The sequence below is a fragment of the Terrisporobacter petrolearius genome, from assembly GCF_020748185.1.
GTDB lineage: Bacteria > Bacillota > Clostridia > Peptostreptococcales > Peptostreptococcaceae > Terrisporobacter > Terrisporobacter petrolearius.
In genome coordinates, this window is sequence record NZ_JAHZMO010000008.1 from 44545 (window position 1) to 69864 (window position 25320).

Here is a 25320-nt window from a genome sequence, read left to right on the forward strand (position 1 = left end):
CTATGACAAGTATTTAAGAAAATTGTAGCACCTTGTGCTACTGTTGTAAAGTATTTACTGTGATTTATTTATATTTTTCACCATTTTATTTAGAACTTCTTTGAAAGTTTCCAAATCTTCTTCACTGATTCCTTTAATACAATCTTTTGAGAACTTATCTCCTATAGGTAGTATTTCTTCTCTTTTTTCCATTCCTTCTTCTGTAAGAAATAACTTTGTAACTCTTCTGTCTGCTGGATCTTTTTCTCTTCTTACTATGTTTTCTTTTTCCATACGATCTACTAACCTAACAATTGATGATTCGTTGGAATCTAGTTTTTTAGCTAAATCTCTTTGAGTTATTCCTTCATTTTTACCTATATAAAATAAAGCCGTCCATTGAACTCTTGTAATACTATGTTCTTGAAGTCTTTGGCTAAATAAATCAGTAATCTCTTCATTGTATTTGTTAGTCATAAAAGCTATACAATCTTCTAGATTAAACATATTTATCTCCTCTTTTATATTTGTTTTTCATATTAAATTTATTATAAGTTCAATTTTAGTGTATCACTAATAATATGATTTAGGCAAATAAATTAATAAATACAAAGGTTCCTTATTTTTCAATAAAATAATAAATTCAAACTCCAATATATGGTATTATATTTTATACGGAGGTGTTTTATGAAAGCTTTATCAATGGATGAATATTTACATAATTTACAGTTTTTAAATACAAAAAAAGAAGAAATACAGACTCTTAATGAGAATAACTTGTCTGTAATAAATGAATTGGCAAATTTTATTTCTTCAAATACACATTATGAAAAATTAAATACATTTATTTCTTTGGCTGATACTATTGTTGAATTTATTGAAAAATTTAACAATAATGAAATAAATTCAGATGAATTAAAAAAATACTCTTATAACTTAAAAATCATTTTAGAAAATCTTGAGTTAGAATTAAGAGAACAATTAATGATTAATTTTTATTTCTACGGTGAAGATAATTTAGGAATCATAGAGAACAATCTTATAAAGTACAATATTAAGAAAATATGTGATGAAAATGAACTTAAATTATTTCAATTGAAAGACAAGAATGAAAATGATTATAATATTTTAGTTTTTAATAAAGATATCACTCATATTGATAATAGATATTTTGACGAAACTATAGATTATTCTAAAGTAGGTAATTCTCTGAAAAACCTTACTAAAATTTTATATACAAATAATTATGACTATAGTTACTTGAGTAATTCATTAATAGAAAGTATACAAGGAGATGCAAAAGCTATTATTGTTGGTAATTCATACCCTTTAGTTGGTATAGAAGAACAATTATTAAGTAAAAACACAATTAATTTATCAATGCATTCTCAAGATTTATATTACTCTTATGAATTAGCAAAAAAATCTATATCACAAAATAAAAATATAAAACAATGTATATTAGGAATTAGTCACTATGTGCTAAATCATGATTTGTCTAAAGGAGAAAGTTCATACTCTAAGAATATGATAGAAAAAATTTATTATCCTTTATTAAATGATGTGCATAATTACCCTAAAACTAATCTACCAACTCAGCAAACATTAAATGATTTTGACGCAGATATATTAATAAAAAGCTTTTTTGATTTTGATAAAATAGATTATTATTTCAGAAAACAAATTTATATTAGTAATAAAACTTATTATAGCGATTTAAATCCAAGAAATGTAGATAATTCATTTATGGTTCATACCATAGCTGAAAAAGAAAATATAGGTTATTATAGAGCAAATCAACACAACAAATTGTTTAAATATGATAATACAAAATCAGAATATGCAAATATATTAAAAGAGTTTATCAATTTCTCTAAAAGGGAAAATGTAGAATTAATAATAGTTATTTTGCCTACAACAAAATATTATTTTAATAATATAAAAATAGAATACAAAAATGATTTAGATAACCTTATAAAACACTTAAAAGATGAAGATGGTGTTAAAGTAATTGATTTAAGAAATTTAGATTTTGATGATTCTGATTTTGCAGATTCTGATCACCTTAACCAAAAGGGCGCTATAAAATCCACAAAATACTTAAACCAAATATTATAAAATACTTTTACCAATCTGAAATATTTTTATATGCTGCCTCTCCCTAGATAAATATAGGTATAGGCAGCATCAAATTTTCTCTTATCACTGATTAAATCTCTATAATATATTCCTAGTAAAGAATACAAAGCATTTACATCTTATTTTCAAAAAATTTATGGTGCTCCTAGTCTAAAAGCTGCTATCTTTGAATTTGCCATTCCAACCAACTACATTACTTACTGTATTTAGGCAAGAATTATTTCACTATTTTTACTCTTTTTGAAATATCCTCTTTTTCCTTTTCCTCTGGATATGAGCTAATTCCTCCAAAAGGCATTTGTGCATTTAGAGAGTAGCTTTCTGGTAGATTAAACATTTCTTTAACCATTTCATCTATAACAGGGTTATAGTGTTGAAGTGAAGCACCTATTCCTAACTCTTTTAAACCACTCCATATGCTTATTTGAAGCATACCAGATGACTGAGAAGCCCAACCTGGAAATCTATCTGCATATGTTGAAAATTGACTTTGAAGATTTTTCACAATATCTTCATCATAAAAATAAAGAATTGTTCCATAACCGTTTTTAAAACTATCAATTTTCTCTCTTGAAACCTTACCTTCAAATACTTCATAAATATTATCCCATAATTGATCTTGCTTTTCTCCTGTTACAACAATAACTCTTGAACTTTTCATATTAAAAGCATCAGGAACTAGCTCTGTTGCTTTTTCTACTAAGTCAAATACTTCTACTTCATCTACTGGTAAGTCTCTATTAATATGGTAATATGATCTTCTTTCTTTTAATGATTCTAAAATTTTCATAATTATTTATCCTCCATTTTCATAAAATTACGAAATTCTTTATTGTTTTTATTAATAATCTACTTTTTCTTTTAAAAAACTTCCTTCACTTAATTCCCTAAATGCCAAATCTAGTTCCTCTCTAGTGTTCATTACTATTGGTCCACCCCAAGATACAGGTTCTTCTAATTTATCTGAACTTATAAATAAAATCTGAATATCTTCCTTAAGAGATTCTATATCTAATGAATCTCCATTGGTTAACTTAACTGCTGTCTTCTCACTTATAGTTTCTCCTGCTACCTTAGCATCTCCAGACAATAAAAATACCAATACTGATTTGTCATTCTCAGTTTCAATATTAAACTTATTATTTGCATTCAGTATTATATGATAATAATCCATTGGTAAATATTTCCCCATAAAGCCTTTATGCTCTTTATATTGTCCACTTATAAGTCTCAAAATTCCTCCATCTATAGGAATTTCTTTTATTTCTTCTTTCTTTATACTATGATATTCTGGTGGAGCCATTTTATATTTTCTTGGCATGTTTAACCAAAGTTGAACTCCAAGCATTCTATCTGAAGCAGGTAATTTTTCTTCATGTAATATTCCAGATCCTGCTGTCATCCATTGAACTTCTCCATCTGTAATTCCATCTTCATTTCCTAGGCTATCCTTATGAACCATATTTCCCTTAACTACAAGACTTATAGTTTCTATACCTCTATGAGGATGCATTGGAAAACCTGCTGTGTATTCTTCAGGATTTGTGCTATCAAAAGAGTCTAACATTAAAATAGGATCATAGGTCTCAGCTGTAGTATTTCCTAAAACCCTAACTAAATTTACTCCTGCTCCATCTGTAGTTCTAAAACCTCTAACTTTATTTTTTACCATTCTTTTCATCTTCTACACCTCCAAATTTTTTCATATATTTTAGTATCTCTTCCTGTTCTTCTTTGTTCCAAATATTCATCATAGAAGTGATAATTGCTTCGTTTTCTGGATATATAATGTCCATAAGTTCTCTACCTTTTTGCGTAATATGGAGTATAAATCTTCTCTTGTCTCTATCATCATTGCGCTTTTCTAAGAAACCTTCTTTTTCTAAATTCTTTACTATAACAGGAATAGTTCCACTAGTACTCAATATTTTAGCCTGAACCTCTCCAACAGATAAATCTCCTTTATGGTAAAGAGCTTCTAATACAGCAAATTGAGCACTTGTTAATCCATATTTTGTATAAATCTTGTTAGTAGCTCTATTTATTTTGTTTAACGCTCTACTCATTCCTATAAATATTTTAAGTTCTGTCATCTCTATAACCTCACCTTGTAATATAATTTAATCATATTTAATATCTCTAATTAGATATAATTTACTCTAGTTAGAGATATTTGTCAAGCCTTTTTTATTTATTGTCTATTTTATATTTAAAAATATTTATTCTATTAAATTAAAAAGGAGCCCTTTAGGCTCCAATAAATTTCTAGTACTAATTCTTCTTTTGAAATATAGCAAGCTCTTGACATAAACTGTCAAGAGCTTCACCCCAAGGGCATTTAGTTATATACTAATTATTTACATTTTCATCTTTTGAACGTAGTTTAAATCTAGATATTAACTCATTCATTGCATAAGATTGTCCTGTTAATTCCTCACTTGCTGCTGCACTTTCTTCTGAAGTAGCAGAGTTAGATTGTATAACTGCACTAACTTGTTCTACAGACTCTCTTATTTGATTTACAGATGTAGATTGATCTGATAAATGAGTAGATATATTATCAACTAATGTAGCTGCCAAGCTGGCATTTATTGCTACCTCATCTAATGATTTTGCTGTATCTTCAGCAATTCCACTTCCTACATCTATAGCATTTACAGTTTCTTCAATAAGTAAAGCAGTATTTTTTGCTGCTTCAGCACTTTTAGCTGATAAGTTTCTTACTTCATCTGCAACAACAGCAAATCCTTTCCCTGCATCTCCCGCTCTTGCTGCTTCTACTGCTGCATTTAATGCAAGTATATTTGTTTGGAAAGCTATATCATCGATTATTTTTATTATTTTACTTATCTCATTAGATTTTAAATTTATTAATTCTATAGCTGACATCATCTCTTTCATTTTGTAGTTACTATCTTGCATTTTTTGCCCAGCTTCTTTTACTACATCATTTGCTTTATTAGCATTTTCAGAACTACTATTAATCTTGTCTGAAACATCTTCTATTGCTGCTGATAGCTCTTCCACACTAGCTGCTTGCTCAGACGATCCTTGTGCTAATGACTGAGCACCCATAGAAACCTCATTTGCTCCAGACGCAACTTGGTTAGATGTAAGTGTTATATCTTCCATTACATCATTTAATGATTTGATTATATTGTCTGAAGAATTTTTTATACTAACAAATTCACCTATGTAATTTGCATTTGTTTCAACAGTTAAATCTCCATTTGATATAGATGTTAATACCTGGTCTATATCGTATATTATCTCTGACATATTATGTACAAGGTCCGATGTTGCCCCAGCTAAAATTTCGATTTCATCCTTAGTAGTTGCAGATGGTACTGGTGATGACAAATCCCCCTGTGATAGAAGTTTTATTCTATCCACACAAGCTATAATAGGATTTACTATACTATTTGCTGATCTTAGAGTTATATATATTCCTAAAGCTAGAGCTATTATTATAAATAATACTACTATTTTTACTCCATCTAAAATAGCTTGCATAAATTCAGCTTTTTGCGCTGTTATTGCAATATTCCATCCATTTGTATTTTCAATTGGAGCATATCCTATAAATTCTTTACCTTTTGCTCCTTTAAATTCTGTAACGGCTGTATTTCCTTTAATCCTGTCTTTATATATTTCTGCTAAAGGCTGTAATGATTGATCTTTATTTGCTGCCTCTATTACATTGTATTCTTCCTTTACCAATTCTTTATTACTGTTTCCTATATCAGTTCCTTTAGAGTTTACAATAGATACTTTTCCTGTGTCTCCAATTTCTACAGCTGAAGCAACTTCAGATAACATCATTGCATCAGTAATAATACCTACAACGCCTTGAACTTCACCATTTACTACTATAGGTGCTGTTGTAGTCAAAATAGCTTTACCATCCTCTTTATTTATTACAATGTCATTTGTTAAGGCTTCTTTCTTTTCCATTGTTTGTGTAAAATACTGTCTATCAGAAAGATCCAAACCACTTATTAAATCCACGCCATCTTTTCCAATTACAACCATATCATAAATATATGGGTGCATTTCATAAATTCTATTTACCTTATCAAGCATCTTTTGTTTATTTTTCTTTGACTTATCTTTTGTAACATTTATAAATGCATCATTAGCAGAAACTTCATTTGCCAATTCTCTATATACTTCTAACTGATTGTCAATTCTTTTTGATGTTGTTGCTACTGTTTCTTTGAGTATTTTTTCTACAGTTAATTCCGTACTTTTATATGAAGTTAATAAAGATACTAAACCAATTACAACAGCCATTAACATAAGTGTAATTATCGATGAAAATAATAGTTTTTGCTTTATGCCAAGCTTAATATCCTTTTCAACCTTATTTTTTTTGAAAAATCCTCTTATATTTTCTAATTTAAATTTTTTATTTATCATGCTTTTTCTCCCTTAGTTGATTTTTTATTTTATAGTATGATAAATTCAACCCACCCCTTTCTTTAGATAATATCTGGAAACTATAAAGACCCTTTATTCATTATCGGAATGAATAAAACTTACTTTATAGTTAAGTCTAAATTTTAATAATTAAATTTCTAAATTTTATTTGAGTAGAGCCATACTAAAATAAGGTATACACAATTTTGTGTATACCTATAAAGTAAAAAAGGAGCCCTTGGGCTCCTATTAATCTACTAGTACTAATTCTTCTTTTTCTTTTGTTGTAGCATTTAATACATGATAAATTATATTCATAACTATATTAGAAATTAATATAACTATGATCCCATACATAAAATGATTAAGTTTATTTCCAACTTGTATAGGTGATGAGTTCATAAATCCATAATTTGAATTTGCCATATAGTTAAATATATATATAACTACACAGTATGTATTAGTAAATGCTAATATTTTTTTTAAGTCTGTTTTTGTTATTCCAATCTTCTTTGCATATAAAACATATATACTTCCCCATAACAGGAACATATGACCTATAAAAAAAGATACAATGGTTATATGTGGAAACATAAAAGGATCCATGTCTGCTGGAATTACTAAAGCAATTATAGCACCTACTATACCCCAATAAGCTCCAAATTTCATTAATGATACTTTGTTAAAAAGTAATCCTATACTTAGGAATAATATGGCTATTCTACAATGATATAATGGTAGTCCTTGTGTTAAAACATAGTAATTATTAGCTGTATACCACATATATAAAGCCCCTTGCTGAATAATTAAAACTATTCCTATAAAAATTTCAAGTCTACGATTTTCTTCTTTATGTTTAATAATAATATAGCTTACTAAAGTTGAAACTATTAATATCCATAAATGAGATAATCCAAATTGAACAAACTTTGTATTATCAGGAACTCCTCTAAAAAAGTATTTCATATTTTGCATCATATTTGCCCCCCTTTCTAAATTTTTTCTAGCTTATTTATATTTAGATCTCTACTAATTAATTTCATTACAATACATATTCCATTATAGAAATACTTTGAGAAATTTAAAATTTAAGTTAAATGCATTGAATATTATATCATAAATTTAAACAAATTTGATAAAGTTATACTTTTATGTTATTTAAATTATTCCAAATATTGACAATGTAAAAAGTTCTTGATAAAATATCAAGAACTCTTTGGTATAATATAAATTAAATTATTTATAAATATTAATGACTTACTCCTAATTACATCTTATTTAAACTATCATCAATGTATAACTCCACATCATCTTTTTCTATACCTAATACAATTGAAAACTCATTTTCAATTAAATTTTGGGCAGTTCTCATAAACTTATCATCCATTTGACTAAGTTTTTTACCATTATTACTTGCAACTTTTTTCTTGTCTCTAAGCGTTATCATTATAGTCAATAAATCCATACAATCATGATTTTTTATTAATTTCTTATAATACTCTTGTAATTCTCTTACACTTTTGTCATCATGGTCAATTTCTTTTATTGATGGAATCTGTTCAATTAATTTATGAACTTCTTCATATGATACAATTGGTCTCATAAATACAGTCGTATCAATAGGTGCAAACACTGTTCCATTATCATGCATTGGTTTTAGGGTATAGTAAGTTTTTCCTTTACTACTACCTCCAATGCTTAATTCACTTATGTCATCTACCCTACAAACACCTTCATTTCCATAAACAATAAATTCTCCAATTTTATACATATTAATTCTCTCCCATCTTATTTTTTATTTTATAGAAGCTGTACTTCTAGAAATAATTACTTTTCTAACTAACCTACAAAGTGTTTAAAAAAAAAGACCCTATATAAGGATCTTTTTTCCCGAAACAATGTATATTATTATAATATAGTTATGTTTTCTGCTTGAGGACCTCTAGCACCTTTAACTATATTAAAGCTTACTTTTTGACCTTCTTCTAAAGTTTTGTATCCATCAGTTTGTATAGCTGAGAAATGAGCGAATACATCTTCTCCACCTTCAACTGTTATAAATCCAAAACCTTTTTCACTATTAAACCATTTTACTATTCCGTTAGTCATATTAATTCTCCTATCAAAATCTCTTCAAAGACTTTTTTACCATTTTGTATTACTACAATAAGTATATTATAGCACAGTTTGAAATAAATAGATACAATAATTATAAAATACTTAATTTTCTATTTTTTCATTAAATTATCAGATGTTATTTTAAGCTATTCATCAAATCCTCAAATTCATTAAAATGAAGTGATTGCATTCCATCTGACAATGCTTCACTTGGATTTGGATGAACTTCTATCATTAAACCATCAGCTCCACATGCCATTGCCGCAAGGGACATTGGTTTAACTAGTTCTCTAACTCCCGTTCCATGGCTTGGGTCTACTATTACAGGTAAACCCGTTTCCCTTTGTATAATTGGAACTGCAGCTAGATCAAGTGTGTTTCTAGTATAGTCGTTGTAAGTTCTTATACCTCTTTCACACATTATGATTTTTTTATTGCCCTCGTAAGCAATATACTCAGCCGCTCCAATCCATTCACTTATAGTTGCTGAGATTCCTCTTTTTAGCATAACAGGCTTGTCTTGTTTTCCTACTTCCGTAAGTAAACTAAAGTTTTGCATATTTCTTGAACCTATTTGAATTATGTCACTTACTGCATAAAGTTTTTCCAAGTCTCTAACGTCCATAAGTTCTGTAATTACAGCTAATTTGGTTTCTTCTTTTACTGCTTTTAAAATTTCTAAACCTTCTTCTTTTAGTCCTTTAAATGAGGATGGTGATGTTCTTGGCTTAAAAGCCCCACCTCTAAGTATATTTGCTCCTTGTGATTTAACAAATTTAGCAGTCTTTAAAAGTTGTTCATAACTTTCTATTGCACAAGGTCCTGCCATTATTACTTTATCTTTTTTGAATACTATTGTTTTATCACATGAGACGACTTCTAAATTTACATCCTCATGGAAAAGTGTTTTTTTCATGAATATTAAGCTCCTTAATCTTTCTTTAGTAAATATATTTATATATAAGATATTATCTGGTTAAATACTTCATTATTTGAAGGGTAAGCTATTTTATCAATTTGTGATATTTTCATAGCTTTCATTAAACTGTTTGATATAAATGCAAAGTCAAAATTCTTAATGTCTTCCAGTTTTATTTCTCCTTCTATAACTTCAATATTTAAGTTTTTACAAATATCTAAGATTTTTCTTTTCATTATACCATTTAAAATGGGTAACTCGCCATGTGGAGTATAAATTTTATCATCTTTTATAAAAAATATATTACTCATAGAACATTCTAATATAATATTTTCATAATTTACAAATAATCCATCGTCAAAATTATTTTCAGTAGCATATTTTTTAGTATAAATATTTTCATAGTAATTTGTAGTTTTATGCTTATATATTATACTATCTCCTCTTTTTATAGGAGATATTGTTAGCTTAAATCCTTTTTTGTAAATTTCTTCATTATAAGTTATAGGTCTAGTAGAAATATTATAACCTTCATCAAATACAGTTATTCTTAATCCTTTGTTTTTTATTTTATTATCATCTATATAATTTAAAATAGACTGTGTTAAAAACTCCTTATGATATTTAATATTCATATTTAGTGACTCAATAGATTTAAACATTCTATTCATATGTAAATGTAAATCAATAGGACCATCTTCTATCTTTATTGTTTCAAATAAGCCAATACCAAATTTACTTAGCTCACTATTAAAACTTACACTATTCTTCATAGTAACCTCTTAAGGCCCTCATTATAGACTGAGCTTTATCAAGAGTTTCTTGATATTCTTCTCTTGGGTCGGAACCCCATGTCATCCCACCACCTACTTGAAAATACACATCATCTTCTTTTTTTATAACAGTTCTTATGGCTATATTTAAATCCATATCTCCATTAAAACCAATATAACCAATAGAACCTGTGTATGCATTTCTTTGAGTTGGCTCTAGTTCATCTATAATTTCCATCGCTCTAATTTTTGGTGCTCCAGTTATTGATCCTCCTGGGAAAGTGGCTTTTATTGCATCTACTGCATCTTTGTCCTCATCTAACTCTCCTACTACTGTTGCAACTAAATGATTTACATTTGCATAGGGCTCTATAACAAATAGCTCTGGTACTTTAACACTTCCTATTTTTGATATTCTTCCTATGTCGTTTCTCTCTAAATCTACTATCATAAGTAGCTCGGCCTTGTCTTTTTCGCTATTTCTCAATTCTTCTTGAAGTTTCAAATCTTCTTCTTTGTTTTTACCTCTAGGTCTAGTTCCTTTTATTGGTCTTGTTTCTAATTTTTTGTCCATACATTTTATGAATCTCTCTGGAGAATTTGATAAAATATTAAAATCATCAAAATTTAAGTATGCTCCAAAAGGTGCAGGACTTACTTTTCTCAAGTCTCTATATAATTCATAGCTGGATAAAGTAGTTTTCCCACTAAATCTTTGTGTTAAATTAGCTTGATAAATATCTCCATTTTTTATATATTGTCTAACTTTTTCAACTGAATTTTCAAATTCTTTTTTTGTAAAATTAGATTTAAGCTTTGTTGGAGACACTTCTTTTTCTTCATAGCAAATTGGGTTTACTCCATTTATTTCAGCTTCATCAATTTTATTTTCAATATTTAAAACTAAATTTTCTTCTTTTTTCACATCTAAATCTGGTGTAGCTATATATGTTTTTTCTTTTAAGTGATCCACTACTATTACACTATCATATAAACCAAAGTACAAATCATAACCATTTAAATCGTCTTTTGCACTTCTTGGTAGTTTTTCTATGTAATTTCCCAAATCATAAGACAAATAACCTACAGCTCCTCCTATAAAAGGAAGCTGCGTCTTATTTTCTACTTTATATTTATTTAACTCCTCTTGTAAAAAATCAAGTGGGTTTTCATTGCTGTTTTTATATTTTAAAGTTTTAAATGGATTACTACTAATAAAAGAATATCTGCCTAATTTATTTTTATCCATAGCACTATCTAAAATAAAACTATCTTTTTCATCTTTAAATATGGTAAATATCTCAAAAGCACTTAGTTTTGTATTAATTTCTTTTATCATTTTACGCTCATATCCTTTCTCTAGCTTCTTTTATAAAGTTTCTAAGTATTTCATGACCTTGCTGTGATAAAATAGCTTCTGGATGAAATTGTACCCCTTCTATAAGATAGTTTTTGTGTCTCAGACCCATTATCTCACCTTCTTTTGTCAAAGCAGTTATTTCCAAATCATGCGGCAAATTTTCTTTGTCTACTACTAAAGAATGATATCTTGTTACATTTAGTGGGTTGTTTAAATCTTTAAATACACCTTTATTGTTATGTTTTATAGCATGAACTTTTCCATGTACAGGCTCCAATGCTTTTACTACCTTTGCTCCAAAAACATGTCCTATAGTTTGATGACCTAAGCATATACCAAGGATTGGCTTTCTTCCTTTAAAATGATTTACAACATCTATACATATTCCGGCCTCCACAGGCGAACATGGCCCTGGAGATAAAACTATTATTTCTGGATTTAAAGTTTCAATTTCTTCTAACGTTATTTCTTTGTTTCTTTTTACTACGATTTCTTCTCCTAATTCTCCTATATATTGAACTAGGTTATATACGAATGAATCGTAGTTATCAATCATAAGAATCATGTAAATACCTCCCCCTAATGAAATGTGCATTTTTTAACAATCATCAATATAATTATAGTATAGTTTTGCCTTTAATGTGTTTATATGTTTAAATTTGTTACAAATGATTTTTTTATCTTATTTTCTTTGCAAACATTTCACATAAACAATTTTCTATATACATATAATTTTCAACTTAAAAAGGAGCCCTTTAGGCTCCTTTTAATCTAAATAAATACATAATTTTAACTACTAAATCTTTTTTGTTTCATAATCACAAGAGCAACTGCCAGTATGGCTATTGCAAATCCAAGTACAATAAGCATGCTGTAAATTATAGGAGTTACATTTGTGTCAGTAAAATTCACCAATACTGAAATTTCTTCATTTGCTTTTACATACCAGTAAGTAGGGTTAAATTTTGCTATAGAAATTACTGTTTTTCCCAGGAATTCCTGTGGTACAAATACTCCACTTATAAAACAACATCCTAAAGATACCACATTGGCTGCTGCCGACATTGCACTTCTAGTTTTAATCAAGGTAGAAATAAATAGACCTACACTTAGGGCTGCTAAAGTAAATATAAATGAGTTTACTAAAAATAAAACTCCATTCATACTAAACATGTAACCTTTGTACATTATGAAACTTGCTAATATCATAATTAACCATGCCACAACTGCATAACTAATATTACCTAAGACTAGCTGAAAATTCAAACTTCTCATTGTTAATGCAGAAGATAAATTTCTCATTTTTAAATCTTTGTTTTCAAATGTTAACATAACTGCTGTTACTCCAAGTATTAATATTGCAAATATGGAATAAGCCAAATAGTTATAATAATTTTTGCATCCTGAGTTGCTTACATATCCATTTTCATAAGTACTTACATTTACTTTTGTGCTATAGTCCAAATCCTCACTTATATACTTTACAAGTTCTGACTGAGATATATTATCTATAGCTAAAGTATATGTTTTTGCAGTATTTAAATATCTATTTACTAAATTGTCTATATAAACTTCACTAACTGAATTTGGCCTTGTATTTTTTTCAATAGTTACTTTTTCACTATTATTTAATATCTTTTGTGTAAATCCTTTTGGTATAGTTACTATATACTCTGCTTCTCTAAAATAAAGCGCATCTTGTAAATCTTCTTTTGTCTTTCCTATATCCACAATATTTGTATTCGTCTTAAGGTATTCTTTTAAGCCATTTACAACTTTTGAATCTTCATCTTTATTTATAAATGCTATATTTACTTTTGTATCTTCAAAATTTATATCATTTGGATTTTGCTTTGAATTTCCAAGTGCTATGGCAAATACTACAAACACTACCATGTATATTGAAAGTTGACCTAAGTTTTTACGAATAACTTTGAAAAAAGCTTTATAAACTTGCATATTTTTGCCCCCTTAAAACTAAGTATGTGATTCCACCACATATTATAGATAAAACACAAAGTAATCCTATATTTATAAAATACTTAGTTGCACTATCGTAATAGTATAGTGAATAAAATGAGTCTGCTATTAGATTTACAGGATTTATATAACTTAGTATAGGCATTTTTGAGTTTACAATATATTTCATTTTGTCGTACATCATGCCTGATAAAAATGACATAGTCATAGTTGCCCCTACTAATATACCTACCTTCACTCCCTCTGATTTTTTTAGCGCTACTCCTAAACATGTTCCAAAGGATACTCCTGTAATAGTTCCTATAACACATGCTAGTAATATATATCCTATCTGATTTGAAAAACTTACTTTTAGTACAAAAGAAAGATAGGCCATAAGAACTCCAATATCAAATAATTGAACTGTTGTCGCAGCTGCCATAGATGACATAAATACTTTTAGTTTATGGGTTGGAGCTACACTAACTCTAGCTCCCTGTGGAGATTGATTAGCTTGAATTTGAGATATTTCTTTAAGCCCTAAAAATCCTCCATATAAACAAGCCATTGCAATAAGTGTGTAAAAATAATTTATACTTTCGTTCATGGAAGTTTTGTTTATTGCCACTTCTTTAATATAATCCGTTTTTTTGAATAAGTTATCTGCACCAATACTTTCTATTGCCATTGGATTTTCTTTTAAAATTCTTTTTATTGTAGATTCTGTTTGTTTGTATTCATCTACAAAACTCTTTATTATAGTTTGGTTTATTCCACTATCTTTTACTACTATTTCTATATTTTTATCTAAATATAAATATCCATCTATTTTATTATTATCTAATAAGTCCTTTGCATTAGCTTCTGATGTGTATTTTGTATTAAATAAAGGATCATCACTTTCTCCCACGGAAACTGAGTTTACAACATCTATAAACTCTTTATTATCACCTTCTTTATCCTTTACAATAGCTATGTTAACTGCTGAAAAATCTTCAGCACTTGAAAGATTAGAAAGAGATAGATTAAATAGTGTTGCTAATAATATGGGAAATAATAATGTCCAAAACATCATATTCTTATCTCTTATAATACATTTAAGCCTATATTTATAATTATGAATAAACAATTTTTCTCCCCCCTTAATCCCTTAGTGCTTTTCCTGTAATTTCTAAGAAAACATCATTTAATGTGGGTGGTTCTGAATAAATTTTACCTATTTGCACATTATTTTTTCTTAGATAATCTATTACAATGGATAAGTTATTTTTTCCTTTACTTGATTTAACTACTAGATAATTATCCTTGTATTTTACATAGGTTACATTTGGTAATTCCTTTAGGCCTTTTATAACTTCTTCTTCTATTTTGAAAGTTTCAACTGTAATTGTTTCTCCGCAATTTATCATTTTTTTTAATTCTTCACTAGTTCCTGTTGCTATTACTTTTCCCTTATCCATAATTGAAATATTTGTACAGATTTGTTCTACTTCTTCCATATAATGAGATGTGTATACAATAGTAGCTCCTTCTTTATTTAACTTTTGTATTCCTTCCAAAATATTGTTTCTGCTTTGAGGATCTACTGCTACTGTTGGCTCATCTAAAATTATTAGCTTTGGTCTATGGGCTACTCCACAAGCTATATTTAACCTTCTTAGTAGTCCTCCACTTAATTTTTTAGGATAAAATTTTTTATATTCATCAAGTCCAACAAATTCTATTGCATCATTAACATATTTTTTTCTAAGATTCTTATCTGAAATGTATAAACCACAGAAGTAATCTATATTTTCATATACTGTTAGCTCTTCAAATACAGCCACATTTTGCATTATTACTCCTATGTTTCTTTTTATATCATAAGCTTCTGGACTCATTGTTTTTCCATAAATCTCTATATCACCTTTGTCGTATTCTAATAAAGATAATATACAATTTATTGTTGTACTTTTTCCTGAACCATTTGGTCCTAAAAGTCCAAAGACTTCTCCTTCTTTCACTTCTAAATTTAAATGATCTAGCGCCAATAAATCATCATATCTTTTAACAAGGTCTTTAACTTTTATAATCATATTTATTCCTCCATAAACCTTTTATTTAAGCAACAGATTTGCCTTATTTAAATTTTCATTTTAACTTTTCATACTATTATTGTATTAAATTTTCATGTAATGAATAAGTGACTAGGCTCCAAAACACATATGACAAATGTAATAATTTTATTGTTGCAATATGAATCTAATGATAAAATCATTTTAAGAGATTGTGAATTGAGGTGATTATACTGAGTAATAAATTAATTGATAAGGTTATAATCTTATTTATTTGTTTATCAATTTATTTACATAATGTGGCTAATACTTATTTAGTTGTACCCATACTTATATGTGTATTTTTAAGTTCAATCATTAGTTATAGAGAAAGTGACAAAGTCTTAATTACACTGTCTATTTTTTTCTTAATTTTATGTTTTTTTAATTTAGACTATTTATTTTTTATTCCACTTATGTGCTATGACTTATTTTCATATAAGATAAAGTGGTTATGGCTAGTCCTAATTTTTCCTATTATAATATATAGTTTTGAAATAAGTCCTTCATCCATATTTTTAATACTTGCTTATACTTTTATTAGCTATACCCTAAATTACCGTACTAAATCTTATGAAAATATTAAGAAAAATTATTATTATATAAGTGATAGTGCCAATGAGCTTTCTATGAAATTCGAAAACAAAAACAGAGAGCTTTTAGAAAAGCAAGATTATGAAGTTAATTTGGCTACTCTTAGAGAACGTAATAGAATTGCTAGAGATATTCACGATAATGTTGGCCATTTACTTTCTAGATGTATTCTTCAAATTGGAGCACTTTTAGCTATAAATAAAGATGAAAATATTGATTTGAATCTTAGACTTGTAAAAGATACTTTGTCGGAAGCTATGGATAGTATTAGAAGTAGTGTTCATGATTTACATGAAGATGCTGTTGATCTTCAAGTTGAGATCCAACAATTAGTTGATAGTTTTGAGTTTTGCTCCATAAAACTTGATTATGATTTAGAATCAAATCCCATAAAGAAAATAAAATATAGTTTTATTTCCATAACAAAAGAGGCTTTATCTAATATTATAAAACACTCCAATGCTACGGAAGTTTCTATTTTCCTTCGTGAGCATCCATCTCTATATCAGCTTGTTATTCATGATAACGGAAGTAACATTAATTATAATAGTGAAAATGGAATCGGCATAAAAAATATAAAAGATAGAATTGCTTCCGTTAATGGAAGTTTGAATATAAGTACTGATAGTGGTTTTAGGATTTTTATTTCTGTTCCTAAAAAATTAGATTAGAAAGGATGTAAAATATGCGTGTATTAGTTGTTGATGATGATAAATTAGTATGTGTTTCTCTAAAAACCATACTTGAAGTTGAAAATGATATAGAGGTGGTGGCAACTGGATGTAGCGGGAATGAGGCTATCGATCTTTATCATAAATTAAATCCAGATATCCTGCTTATGGATATTCGTATGGATGGTTTGACTGGACTTGAAGCAGCCCAGACTATTTTAAAAGAAGATAGTAATGCTAAAATACTATTTTTGACTACTTTTTCTGATAATGAATATATAATCAGGGCTTTAAATATTGGTGCCAAGGGTTATATTATAAAACAAAATTTTGAGTGTATAGTACCATCACTAAATGCAGTTCACGCTGGCCAAAATGTTTTTGGTGATGATATTATTTCTAAAATCCCTTCTCTTCTTGATAATTCTAATTCTACTGATTTCTCTAAATTTGGAATTACCCAAAAAGAGCTGGAGGTTATTACTCTTATAGCTGAAGGTCTTAGTAACAAGGAAATTGCTAATATTCTTTTTTTAAGTGAAGGTACTGTTAGAAATACCCTTAGCAATATTCTACAAAAGTTAAACTTGAGAGATAGAACCCAGGTAGCTATTTTTTATTATAAAAACTTATAAAATCTCAGCCAAGGACCTTGGTCAAATAATATTATAATATCCTAATAAATAAAATAGGCCCTATAAAGTAAGACACATAAAATGTGCTACTTGTATAGGGCCCTCTTTAATTTATCATAAAATTAAACTAATTTAATATTATTCTACTAAAGTATTGAATTTCTTATCTAATGACCATAATACTACACCACAGATAAGAACTATTGCTCCAACTATACCATATGCTGGTGCAAATGAGTATTTACCTAAATATTCATATAAGTATCCATAAGACTTACCTGCTATAAATATTGCAAATGGCCATACTCCTAGCATAAGTCCTAAAACTCTAGGTGGTGAGAACTTAGATATAAATGAGTTTCCTAGTGGTGAGAATACCATTTCACCAAGAGACATCAATACACCTACTGCCACAATCCACATTAAGTTTGCTTGATTTTCTCCTCTTATTATTTCAGCTCCAGCCATTATTACAAATGCTACACCAAGAAGTAACATACCAAGTGCAGTTTTCTTAAACATACTTAAATCACCTTTTGGTGATTTTGCACGTTTAGTCCATACAGCAGCAAGTATTGGTCCAAAAGTTATACAGCATAAAGCATTTAGTGAGTCAAACCATGCAGATGGTACTGTAAAGTTACCAATCATCCAGTTTGCTTTGTTAGCATAATCAAAGTCAGGACCCCAGTGATACATTATTGGCATGTATGTTAAGTACCATACAACCCAGAAGATTACAGAGAATAAAGTTACAAGGAAAATAGCTCCAATTCTATGTTTTTCTTGCTTAGTTAAAGGTTCGCTATCACTCTTTTGCTTGTCTTTTTCACTTTCAATATTTGTTTCGTTGATTTTAAATGGTTTTTTACCTATATCTCCGAAATATGTTCTTCCTCCAAATATTAACCATAGAGTATCAAGGAATAATAATAGAGCACAAACTATAAATGTTGGTCCAAAACCTATTCCATAAGCTACAAAAGATATAGCTGTAGTACCTATAAATGAACCTATATTTACAAATGAATATTGAATTGTAAATGCTGAATCCAGTTGATCCTTATCTTCAAATAATCTACCATTTATACCTGATATATTACCTTTAAATAAACCTGTTCCAATAGAAACTAAAATAATCATTAACCATATCATTGCGACTGAGCCTTGTGTTGCAGATTGCCATCCACATAAATATCCAAGACCCATTAATAGTGTTCCCAAAGGAACACAAATTCTAGGACTTACCCATCTGTCAGCTATCCATCCACCAATTATAGGTGTTAAGTATGTAAATGCTACTAAGTTTGCACTCATTTTTGCACCATCTGTGTCAGTTAAGCCTAAACCACCTTCAACCAATGTTTTTGCAACAAATAATGCAATTAGCCATTTACAAGAATAAAATGCCATACGCTCTAATGTAAATGAAAATGCACATACATAAAAGCCTTTAGGATATTTCTTCTTTGTTTTTACAGTGTTATCCATATTTCCCCTCCTAATTTTTTGTCTCTGTCAATACATTTATGCCCCTAAAAGGAGGATATCAGAAATTATATATACGGTCAATCATTTATATATAATTATTTTTGTATACAATATAATCAACACAATATGCTTGAAAAATATAATTTTAAGGGATACAAATTTTTATTATTGATTACTTTCACATTCTAAAATTTCAAGGATTTTATTTTCTTTTAGAATATTATTATAAAATTCATTGTTTTTTTCTAACACCATCTCACACCATTTATTTGCTTCCTTTAAATCTTTTTTTACATAAATACCATGACAATGCATGGCTACCAACTCCAGTTGAGCATACACATATCCTTGCCTAGCAGATTCTTTAAATAATTCCAAACCTTGCTCATAATCTTGCGCTACATATAATCCATCAAAATACATTTCACCTAATCTGAAATAAGCATCAGCAACTCCTTTTTGTGCCGCCTTATTAAAATATAAATAGGCGGTTTTGTAGTCTATGCCAATACCTTGTCCTTCTCTATACATTAGTCCTGCAAAATACAATCCTTGCTTATTATCCTTCTTTGCACATTCTTCAAAATAAAAGAAAGACTTTTCGTAGTTTTTTTCCACACCTCTACCTTCATAATACATACATCCAAGCATTATTTGAGCATTAATATTTGAGCCTTGTGCAGATTTTTCAAACCACATGAATGCTTTTTTGTAATTTTGTTCAAAGACCTCCCCATTGTAATACTTTAGCCCCACACTAAAGCACTCTTGATAATATTTAACATCATTTTGCAGTCTATTATCAAGTATAGTCTTTTGGTTTAAAACCATCTAAATCCCCCCTGATTAAACACATTATATATAATAAAATAAGAACACCCCATTAGTTACTTATTCTATACACACATTAATTTTAATAATTAATCATTTTTAGATATTTTAAGTTTATTAATTTGTAACTTACTATAAGTTTACTATGTTTTTTCACTTTTTCATATTATTATAAAGAATCTTTCCAGCTTTTATCATCATGTACTCTATCTTAATTCAGTAAAAAATATTAAAGAGCTGCCTAAATAAGACAGCTCCATAATTAGTAATTAAAAAGGTAATTACCAATTAATTTTATTAACTTTTTTTCTAACAGTATATCTGCCAGTCATTGGTTGGAAAAACTCTTGAATTTGTGGCATATATGGCTGTAATTTGGCAAGCTCTTTTTCTAGTTCTTTTTTAATTGCATCTAAATCCCACTTTTTATAATTATCACAATAACAATGTCCACATTGAGAAGCTTTCCAAACTTCTAGCCCTTGATATGGATTTGCTGTGCCTATATATAAATCATTATCACTGTCTACAAATAATATTCTTCCACCATAGTTATATCTGTTATCTAATCCATTTAAAAATACTGGATCAAAATCTAGTCCATTTTTAGATACATATAAATTAAATCCAAATGGATATTTAAATCTATTTAGTAGTTCTACAACAAGTTCATATATTCCTATTAAAATATCTACTATCCATCCTGGCAAAGGTATATTTTGTCTATTAGCTAATAATAACTCTAATATAAGTTGCATATTTGTAGAATCATCAAAAGTACTTACAAATAATTTATTCTCATATTCTTGTATTTGCCAAGCATATACGTTAAATGGATTAAAAAATCCTGACCAAATTCCAGATACACTATCTGGTCCTACTACTACTTCGTAATTGTCATATTTATCTATTCTTACTATATCGCAGCCTCTTGGTATAGCCCATGCTAGTGGCAATTCTTTAGTACCACTTACATATAGATGATTTTTGAAAACTCCCATACTCAATGAATATACGTTATCTTCATCACCAAAACCATTGTCTACTACAAGTGTCCAATCATTAACTTCAGGCTCTTCTTTATTAGTTCTCCATACTTGAACTCCAGCATCTGTACTTGTTGCCACATATATACGTCTGTTGAAAACAGCCATATTGGAGATTGCCCCTTGAGGGTTTTTATCTGGATCTGTTCCTTGTGGAGTTTCTAACTTCCATGGGAAGAACTCAGGATCTTTACTACTATACAGTAAAGTTTCTGATCCCATACCTGTTTCATCTATTGCTGCCAAATATAACTTACCTTTATGAACTACCATAGCTCTTGAGGAAGTTCCAGTTATAGTACTATTTGGTAAAACATCAGAAAGCACCGGCTCCCATATTACACCATTAACTGATTTGTAAACTTGCATATATCCTTCAGTAGCTGCTGATGCTGCATAAAGAGCTGGATTTCCATCAAAAGGTCTAAAATTAACCATATATCTAAATCCGTATTCTCTTTCCTCTTCAACTGTAAAAACTTTTTCCCAAGAATCTGGACAGTCTTTTTTATATCTCCAGATTTCAGCTCTATTATCTTGATCTGGCGCATATATGGATGTTGGTATATTTAAACTACCTCCAAAATAAGTCTGAAGTATTACTAATAGTATATTTCTACCTGTTCCCACATATATATAGTCATCTAGTTCACTCATAGACCAACAATAATTATTTTGTCTAGCATTTTCTAGATCATTATAATCCAATCCATTAACTGGTGTTAAATTTTTAAATTTATACATTATTCCACCAACTTTTTATTAATATAAGTAGGTATTTTAAATAAACGCCTACTTATAACAATATATGCTATATTTCGTCAATATGTTTATGAATTTTAAAAATTTATGTTATACTTATAAATAAATCAATCTATGCTTTTAAGGAGAGTAGCTATGAGAGAAATAAAAATAAATAAAATTTCAATAAATACCTTTTTATTATTTGTTGATATACCACTATTACTATTGTTAAGTAAAAATCTTTATATTGATAAAATTTTTATATATATTAATATTAGGCTTATTATGATTTGCATTATTCCTTTAATACTAATATTTAAACTACTAAAAACTACTATAGTCATATTAAAAAAATACGGATTTTTTAGTAAGGTAGTATCCTTAGCAACTTTAAAAAAAAGCATTTCGAATATGACTCATACTTACAAAGACTTTTTAAGTCTTCTTATATTCTATATTGAATGTAATATACTTATGATTCTATTTATATACTCTATGGAAAGAGCCAAACTCATATTATTATCATCAAATAATATGGCTATTTTTCTTACAGTAATATCATTAAATATTGTGCTAGTATTAATAAATAAATATATAAACAAACGATGTGAAACTATTTTAAATCTTTACGAAGAAAAAAAGAATATGGCTGTTTAGTACTAAAAAAAGCTACTAATATTAAATTAGTAGCTTTTTTCAACTCTATATACTACATTAAGCTACCACAACGCTTAACATATACTTTTTTCAAAATTGTTACTAAGCACATATATAAAAATACTGTAGCTCCCAAGTATAAGAAGTATACTCCTGGAAGTGGAACAAAACCAAGTGCCTTTCCAAATGGTGTAAAAGGAATAACTGTTAATAATCCTATTCCACCACAAGTAAGAAGAGTTAAAGATGCTGACGCTCTGCTTTGAATAAAAGGAATTTTTTGAGTTCTAATCATATGGATTACCAATGTTTGTGTCCACATAGACTCTACAAACCAACCTGCTTGGAACATTGCTACATAAGTTGCCTTCATATCTAATCCAGCAAACACACCACTTTGAATAATTGTTCCATCTGCAATTGTATTATATAATGCTCCATTAGAAACAAATTGCGGACATATTATAAAGTACATTATCAAGTATGTTGTCCAGTCAAATACAGAACTTGTTGGTCCAATCCAAAGCATAAAACTCCCAATTGATGAAGCATCCCAAGCTTTTGGTTCTTTAATAAATTCTTCATCAACATTATCCCATGGAATAGCTATACAAGATATATCATAAATTAAGTTTAACATTATAAGATGAACACTCATCATTGGTAAGAATGGAAGTAATGCACTTGCAGCTAATACTGAAAACATATTTCCAAAGTTTGATGATGCTGTCATTTTAATATATTTAATCATATTAGCATAAGTTTTACGTCCTTCAATAATACCTTCTTCTAATACCATTAAACTTTTTTCTAATAAAATTACATCTGCTGATTCTTTTGCAATATCAACGGCAGTATCTACAGAAATTCCCACATCTGCTGATTTCATAGCTACAGCATCATTAATACCATCTCCCATAAATCCAACTGTATGACCATTTTCTCTTAACACAGTAACAATTGTTGATTTTTGCTCTGGTGAAAGTTTAGCAAATACTGTAGTTTCTTCAACTGCTTTCTTTAATTCATTTGATGACATTTTTTCTATATCAGATCCTAATAATATATTTTCTACTTTTAAACCAACTTGACGACAAATACAACGAGTAACTTTTTCATTGTCTCCAGTTAATATCTTTGTTGTCACTCCGTGTTCTTTCAATACTCTAATAGCATCTTTAGTGCTTTCTTTTGGTGGATCAAGGAATGCCAAGTATCCTAGCAATACCATTTCACATTCATCTTTTACTCCAAATGATCCAACTGGAGATGGGTTTGTTTTTTGAGCTAAACCAATTACTCTCATTCCATCTTCATTTAAATCATTTACCCTAGCAAGAATTTCTTTTTTTACTTTTGTTGTAAGGGGCATTATTTCACCATTGTACTCTGCAAAATCACATATGGATAACATTTCTTCTACGGCACCTTTTGTAATCATTTGAGATTTTCCACTTGAATCCTCTATTACTACACTTAAGCGACGACGTGTAAAATCAAATGGTATTTCATCCACTTTGTGATAAGCTTCTGATAAATCTGTCAATGTCTTATCCTTAGCTTCTTCCTCTTCTGTTCTAGAAATAATTGCTCTATCCATTAAATTTTTATATCCTGTTTGGAAAAAACTATTTAAATATGCATGACGCAATATACGAGAATCTTCTTCGCCATGTAAATCCATATAATACTCCAAAACAACTTTATCTTGAGTTAGTGTTCCTGTTTTATCAGTACAAAGTATATCCATAGCTCCAAAATTTTGAATAGAATTTAAATTTTTAATAATTGTTTTTTTCTTAGACATGGCAACTGCACCTTTTGCAAGACAAGTTGTCACTATCATTGGTAGCATCTCTGGAGTTAATCCTACTGCCACAGAAATGGCAAATAAGAAAGCTTCTAACCAATCACCCTTTGTTATTCCATTTACAAAGAACACAATAGGTACCATTATTAACATAAATCTAATTAATACCCAAGATACTGCATTTACACCTTTTGTAAAGTTAGTTTCAACGGCTTCTCCTGCTACCGATTTAGCCATTGAGCCAAACATTGTGTTGTCTCCAACTGCTATTACTACTGCTTTAGCAGAGCCACTGATAACATTACTACCCATAAATGCAAGGTTGTGATATTCTGTTATAATATCGTAGTCTTTTGTAGCCTTAGTATGAACCTTTTCCACTGGTTCACTTTCTCCAGTAAGAGCAGATTGGCTTATAAACAAATCTTTTGCTTCAATTATACGAACATCTGCTGGCAACATATCTCCTGCTGACAAATGTATAATATCACCTGCTACTACCTCTTCTAGCGGAATTTCTTTTGGTCCCTTATCTTTTCTTTCCACTGAACATGTTGTAGTTATCATAGATAATAATTTTTCTGCTGCATTGCCTGAACGTGTTTCTTGAATATAGCGAAGTGCTCCTGATGCTATTACCATTGTCATAATAATAATTACTGTTAAAGGATCCACCTCGTCTAAAACTCCTTGAGTATAAGGTAATATAATATCTGTTATTGTTGATACAATAGCAAGACAAAGCAGTATAATAGTAAATGGATTAACAAATGACTCTACTAATTTCTTTGTTAATGACTTTTTTCTTTCACCTGTTATCTCATTTTTGCCATAAGTATTACGACTATTTATTACTTCTTTTTCTTCCATACCGTTGACAGAAGAATTTAATTTTTCTAATAAGACTTCAATATCTAAAGATGCTGCTGATTCTAATTTTTCCAAATTATAATTTTTATTAGCAACCTCTTGAGCAACCTTTCTTTTATCATTTAACTTTTCATTTCTTTTTATAGTATTCATTTTTGATACCTCCTTAATTTTGTTTTAGAGCAACCTGATTTTTAGGCACAAAATTAAAG

23 protein-coding genes are annotated in these 25320 nt (G+C 28.7%); 4 read left to right on the forward strand and 19 right to left on the reverse strand.

The genetic code is table 11. The annotated features are described in order from the left end of the window. Positions 1 to 54: 54 nt before the first annotated feature. Positions 55 to 486: a MarR family winged helix-turn-helix transcriptional regulator gene (locus K0040_RS06830; protein ID WP_228108179.1), complete on the reverse strand. Its 432-nt coding sequence runs from the start codon at positions 484 to 486 to the stop codon at positions 55 to 57. Positions 487 to 666: 180 nt separating this feature from the next. Here K0040_RS06830 and K0040_RS06835 point away from each other — a divergent pair, with 180 nt between their 5' ends. Further along, complete coding sequence (locus tag K0040_RS06835) at positions 667 to 2097, forward strand: hypothetical protein (protein ID WP_228108180.1); 1431 nt, start codon at positions 667 to 669, stop codon at positions 2095 to 2097. A 238-nt stretch (positions 2098 to 2335) separates the two neighbouring features. Here K0040_RS06835 and K0040_RS06840 read toward each other — a convergent pair whose 3' ends face one another. The 14 genes from K0040_RS06840 to K0040_RS06905 form a co-directional block, all read right to left on the reverse strand. Beyond that, positions 2336 to 2908, reverse strand: coding sequence for a nitroreductase family protein (locus tag K0040_RS06840; protein ID WP_228108181.1), 573 nt, complete (start codon positions 2906 to 2908; stop codon positions 2336 to 2338). Positions 2909 to 2959: 51 nt separating this feature from the next. Beyond that, positions 2960 to 3799 carry a pirin family protein gene (locus K0040_RS06845; protein WP_228108182.1) on the reverse strand — a complete coding sequence of 280 codons (840 nt, stop codon included), beginning with the start codon at positions 3797 to 3799 and terminating at the stop codon, positions 2960 to 2962. Continuing rightward, the gene (locus tag K0040_RS06850; protein ID WP_228108183.1) at positions 3777 to 4211 is read right to left on the reverse strand and encodes a MarR family winged helix-turn-helix transcriptional regulator; all 435 of its coding nucleotides are present in this window, start codon (positions 4209 to 4211) and stop codon (positions 3777 to 3779) included. Before K0040_RS06850 ends, K0040_RS06845 begins: the two co-directional genes overlap by 23 nt. Before the next feature lie 256 nt (positions 4212 to 4467). Then, positions 4468 to 6537: a methyl-accepting chemotaxis protein gene (locus tag K0040_RS06855; RefSeq protein ID WP_228108184.1), complete on the reverse strand. Its 2070-nt coding sequence runs from the start codon at positions 6535 to 6537 to the stop codon at positions 4468 to 4470. Positions 6538 to 6786: 249 nt separating this feature from the next. After that, the gene (locus tag K0040_RS06860) at positions 6787 to 7515 is read right to left on the reverse strand and encodes a YwaF family protein (protein WP_228108185.1); all 729 of its coding nucleotides are present in this window, start codon (positions 7513 to 7515) and stop codon (positions 6787 to 6789) included. Between the two features lie 289 nt (positions 7516 to 7804). Then, positions 7805 to 8308 carry a CarD family transcriptional regulator gene (locus tag K0040_RS06865; protein ID WP_228108186.1) on the reverse strand — a complete coding sequence of 168 codons (504 nt, stop codon included), beginning with the start codon at positions 8306 to 8308 and terminating at the stop codon, positions 7805 to 7807. Positions 8309 to 8445: 137 nt separating this feature from the next. After that, complete coding sequence (locus K0040_RS06870; protein ID WP_228104577.1) at positions 8446 to 8646, reverse strand: cold-shock protein; 201 nt, start codon at positions 8644 to 8646, stop codon at positions 8446 to 8448. A 145-nt stretch (positions 8647 to 8791) separates the two neighbouring features. After that, complete coding sequence (gene aroF, locus K0040_RS06875) at positions 8792 to 9571, reverse strand: 3-deoxy-7-phosphoheptulonate synthase (protein WP_228108187.1); 780 nt, start codon at positions 9569 to 9571, stop codon at positions 8792 to 8794. Between the two features lie 38 nt (positions 9572 to 9609). Further along, entirely contained in the window at positions 9610 to 10347 is a 738-nt protein-coding gene (locus K0040_RS06880) for an aminotransferase class IV (protein WP_228108188.1), read from the reverse strand. After that, positions 10337 to 11686 (reverse strand): aminodeoxychorismate synthase component I, encoded by a 1350-nt coding sequence (gene pabB, locus K0040_RS06885; RefSeq protein WP_228108189.1) that lies wholly within the window; start codon positions 11684 to 11686, stop codon positions 10337 to 10339. The genes K0040_RS06880 and pabB overlap by 11 nt, the downstream gene beginning before the upstream one ends. A gap of 7 nt (positions 11687 to 11693) precedes the next feature. Continuing rightward, positions 11694 to 12272 (reverse strand): anthranilate synthase component II, encoded by a 579-nt coding sequence (locus tag K0040_RS06890; protein WP_228108190.1) that lies wholly within the window; start codon positions 12270 to 12272, stop codon positions 11694 to 11696. Positions 12273 to 12496: 224 nt separating this feature from the next. Then, complete coding sequence (locus K0040_RS06895) at positions 12497 to 13666, reverse strand: ABC transporter permease (RefSeq protein ID WP_228108191.1); 1170 nt, start codon at positions 13664 to 13666, stop codon at positions 12497 to 12499. After that, on the reverse strand, positions 13653 to 14795 hold the full coding sequence (locus K0040_RS06900; protein ID WP_228108192.1) for an ABC transporter permease: 1143 nt from the start codon (positions 14793 to 14795) through the stop codon (positions 13653 to 13655). Before K0040_RS06900 ends, K0040_RS06895 begins: the two co-directional genes overlap by 14 nt. 13 nt (positions 14796 to 14808) lie before the next feature. Continuing rightward, complete coding sequence (locus tag K0040_RS06905) at positions 14809 to 15741, reverse strand: ABC transporter ATP-binding protein (protein WP_228108193.1); 933 nt, start codon at positions 15739 to 15741, stop codon at positions 14809 to 14811. A 647-nt stretch (positions 15742 to 16388) separates the two neighbouring features. Between K0040_RS06905 and K0040_RS06910 the strand changes: the two genes are divergently transcribed. Next, a complete protein-coding gene (locus tag K0040_RS06910; protein ID WP_228108194.1) occupies positions 16389 to 17024 on the forward strand; it encodes a sensor histidine kinase in 636 nt (211 codons plus the stop codon). Between the two features lie 14 nt (positions 17025 to 17038). Next, on the forward strand, positions 17039 to 17659 hold the full coding sequence (locus K0040_RS06915; RefSeq protein WP_228108195.1) for a response regulator transcription factor: 621 nt from the start codon (positions 17039 to 17041) through the stop codon (positions 17657 to 17659). Positions 17660 to 17797: 138 nt separating this feature from the next. Here the strand turns inward: K0040_RS06915 and K0040_RS06920 are convergent, their stop codons facing one another. The 3 genes from K0040_RS06920 to K0040_RS06930 all read right to left on the reverse strand — a co-directional run bounded on the left by K0040_RS06920 (position 17798) and on the right by K0040_RS06930 (position 21771). Continuing rightward, positions 17798 to 19150 (reverse strand): peptide MFS transporter, encoded by a 1353-nt coding sequence (locus tag K0040_RS06920; protein WP_228108196.1) that lies wholly within the window; start codon positions 19148 to 19150, stop codon positions 17798 to 17800. Between the two features lie 165 nt (positions 19151 to 19315). Next, positions 19316 to 19981 carry a tetratricopeptide repeat protein gene (locus K0040_RS06925; RefSeq protein WP_228108197.1) on the reverse strand — a complete coding sequence of 222 codons (666 nt, stop codon included), beginning with the start codon at positions 19979 to 19981 and terminating at the stop codon, positions 19316 to 19318. 281 nt (positions 19982 to 20262) lie between these two features. Continuing rightward, positions 20263 to 21771, reverse strand: a complete 1509-nt coding sequence (locus K0040_RS06930; protein WP_228108198.1) for a hypothetical protein — start codon at positions 21769 to 21771, stop codon at positions 20263 to 20265. A 153-nt stretch (positions 21772 to 21924) separates the two neighbouring features. Here K0040_RS06930 and K0040_RS06935 point away from each other — a divergent pair, with 153 nt between their 5' ends. After that, a complete protein-coding gene (locus K0040_RS06935; RefSeq protein WP_074915949.1) occupies positions 21925 to 22428 on the forward strand; it encodes a hypothetical protein in 504 nt (167 codons plus the stop codon). Positions 22429 to 22480: 52 nt separating this feature from the next. On the opposite strand, the gene mgtA is transcribed toward K0040_RS06935, so the two are convergent. Continuing rightward, positions 22481 to 25261, reverse strand: a complete 2781-nt coding sequence (mgtA, locus tag K0040_RS06940) for a magnesium-translocating P-type ATPase (protein ID WP_228108199.1) — start codon at positions 25259 to 25261, stop codon at positions 22481 to 22483. Between the last annotated feature and the right edge of the window lie 59 nt (positions 25262 to 25320).

What these genes read in the sequence shown, in the direction of transcription:
- K0040_RS06865 (WP_228108186.1), bottom strand. Translation starts at nt 8,308, where the DNA reads ATGTATAAAATTGGAGAATTTATTGTTTATGGAAATGAAGGTGTTTGT.
- K0040_RS06830 (WP_228108179.1), bottom strand. Translation starts at nt 486, where the DNA reads ATGTTTAATCTAGAAGATTGTATAGCTTTTATGACTAACAAATACAAT.
- K0040_RS06890 (WP_228108190.1), bottom strand. Translation starts at nt 12,272, where the DNA reads ATGATTCTTATGATTGATAACTACGATTCATTCGTATATAACCTAGTT.
- K0040_RS06915 (WP_228108195.1), top strand. Translation starts at nt 17,039, where the DNA reads ATGCGTGTATTAGTTGTTGATGATGATAAATTAGTATGTGTTTCTCTA.
- K0040_RS06835 (WP_228108180.1), top strand. Translation starts at nt 667, where the DNA reads ATGAAAGCTTTATCAATGGATGAATATTTACATAATTTACAGTTTTTA.
- K0040_RS06905 (WP_228108193.1), bottom strand. Translation starts at nt 15,741, where the DNA reads ATGATTATAAAAGTTAAAGACCTTGTTAAAAGATATGATGATTTATTG.
- K0040_RS06880 (WP_228108188.1), bottom strand. Translation starts at nt 10,347, where the DNA reads ATGAAGAATAGTGTAAGTTTTAATAGTGAGCTAAGTAAATTTGGTATT.
- K0040_RS06925 (WP_228108197.1), bottom strand. Translation starts at nt 19,981, where the DNA reads ATGGTTTTAAACCAAAAGACTATACTTGATAATAGACTGCAAAATGAT.
- K0040_RS06840 (WP_228108181.1), bottom strand. Translation starts at nt 2,908, where the DNA reads ATGAAAATTTTAGAATCATTAAAAGAAAGAAGATCATATTACCATATT.
- K0040_RS06860 (WP_228108185.1), bottom strand. Translation starts at nt 7,515, where the DNA reads ATGATGCAAAATATGAAATACTTTTTTAGAGGAGTTCCTGATAATACA.
- K0040_RS06930 (WP_228108198.1), bottom strand. Translation starts at nt 21,771, where the DNA reads ATGTATAAATTTAAAAATTTAACACCAGTTAATGGATTGGATTATAAT.
- K0040_RS06935 (WP_074915949.1), top strand. Translation starts at nt 21,925, where the DNA reads ATGAGAGAAATAAAAATAAATAAAATTTCAATAAATACCTTTTTATTA.
- K0040_RS06850 (WP_228108183.1), bottom strand. Translation starts at nt 4,211, where the DNA reads ATGACAGAACTTAAAATATTTATAGGAATGAGTAGAGCGTTAAACAAA.
- K0040_RS06910 (WP_228108194.1), top strand. Translation starts at nt 16,389, where the DNA reads ATGAAATTCGAAAACAAAAACAGAGAGCTTTTAGAAAAGCAAGATTAT.
- K0040_RS06870 (WP_228104577.1), bottom strand. Translation starts at nt 8,646, where the DNA reads ATGACTAACGGAATAGTAAAATGGTTTAATAGTGAAAAAGGTTTTGGA.
- K0040_RS06920 (WP_228108196.1), bottom strand. Translation starts at nt 19,150, where the DNA reads ATGGATAACACTGTAAAAACAAAGAAGAAATATCCTAAAGGCTTTTAT.
- K0040_RS06855 (WP_228108184.1), bottom strand. Translation starts at nt 6,537, where the DNA reads ATGATAAATAAAAAATTTAAATTAGAAAATATAAGAGGATTTTTCAAA.
- pabB (WP_228108189.1), bottom strand. Translation starts at nt 11,686, where the DNA reads ATGATAAAAGAAATTAATACAAAACTAAGTGCTTTTGAGATATTTACC.
- K0040_RS06895 (WP_228108191.1), bottom strand. Translation starts at nt 13,666, where the DNA reads ATGCAAGTTTATAAAGCTTTTTTCAAAGTTATTCGTAAAAACTTAGGT.
- K0040_RS06845 (WP_228108182.1), bottom strand. Translation starts at nt 3,799, where the DNA reads ATGAAAAGAATGGTAAAAAATAAAGTTAGAGGTTTTAGAACTACAGAT.
- mgtA (WP_228108199.1), bottom strand. Translation starts at nt 25,261, where the DNA reads ATGAATACTATAAAAAGAAATGAAAAGTTAAATGATAAAAGAAAGGTT.
- aroF (WP_228108187.1), bottom strand. Translation starts at nt 9,571, where the DNA reads ATGAAAAAAACACTTTTCCATGAGGATGTAAATTTAGAAGTCGTCTCA.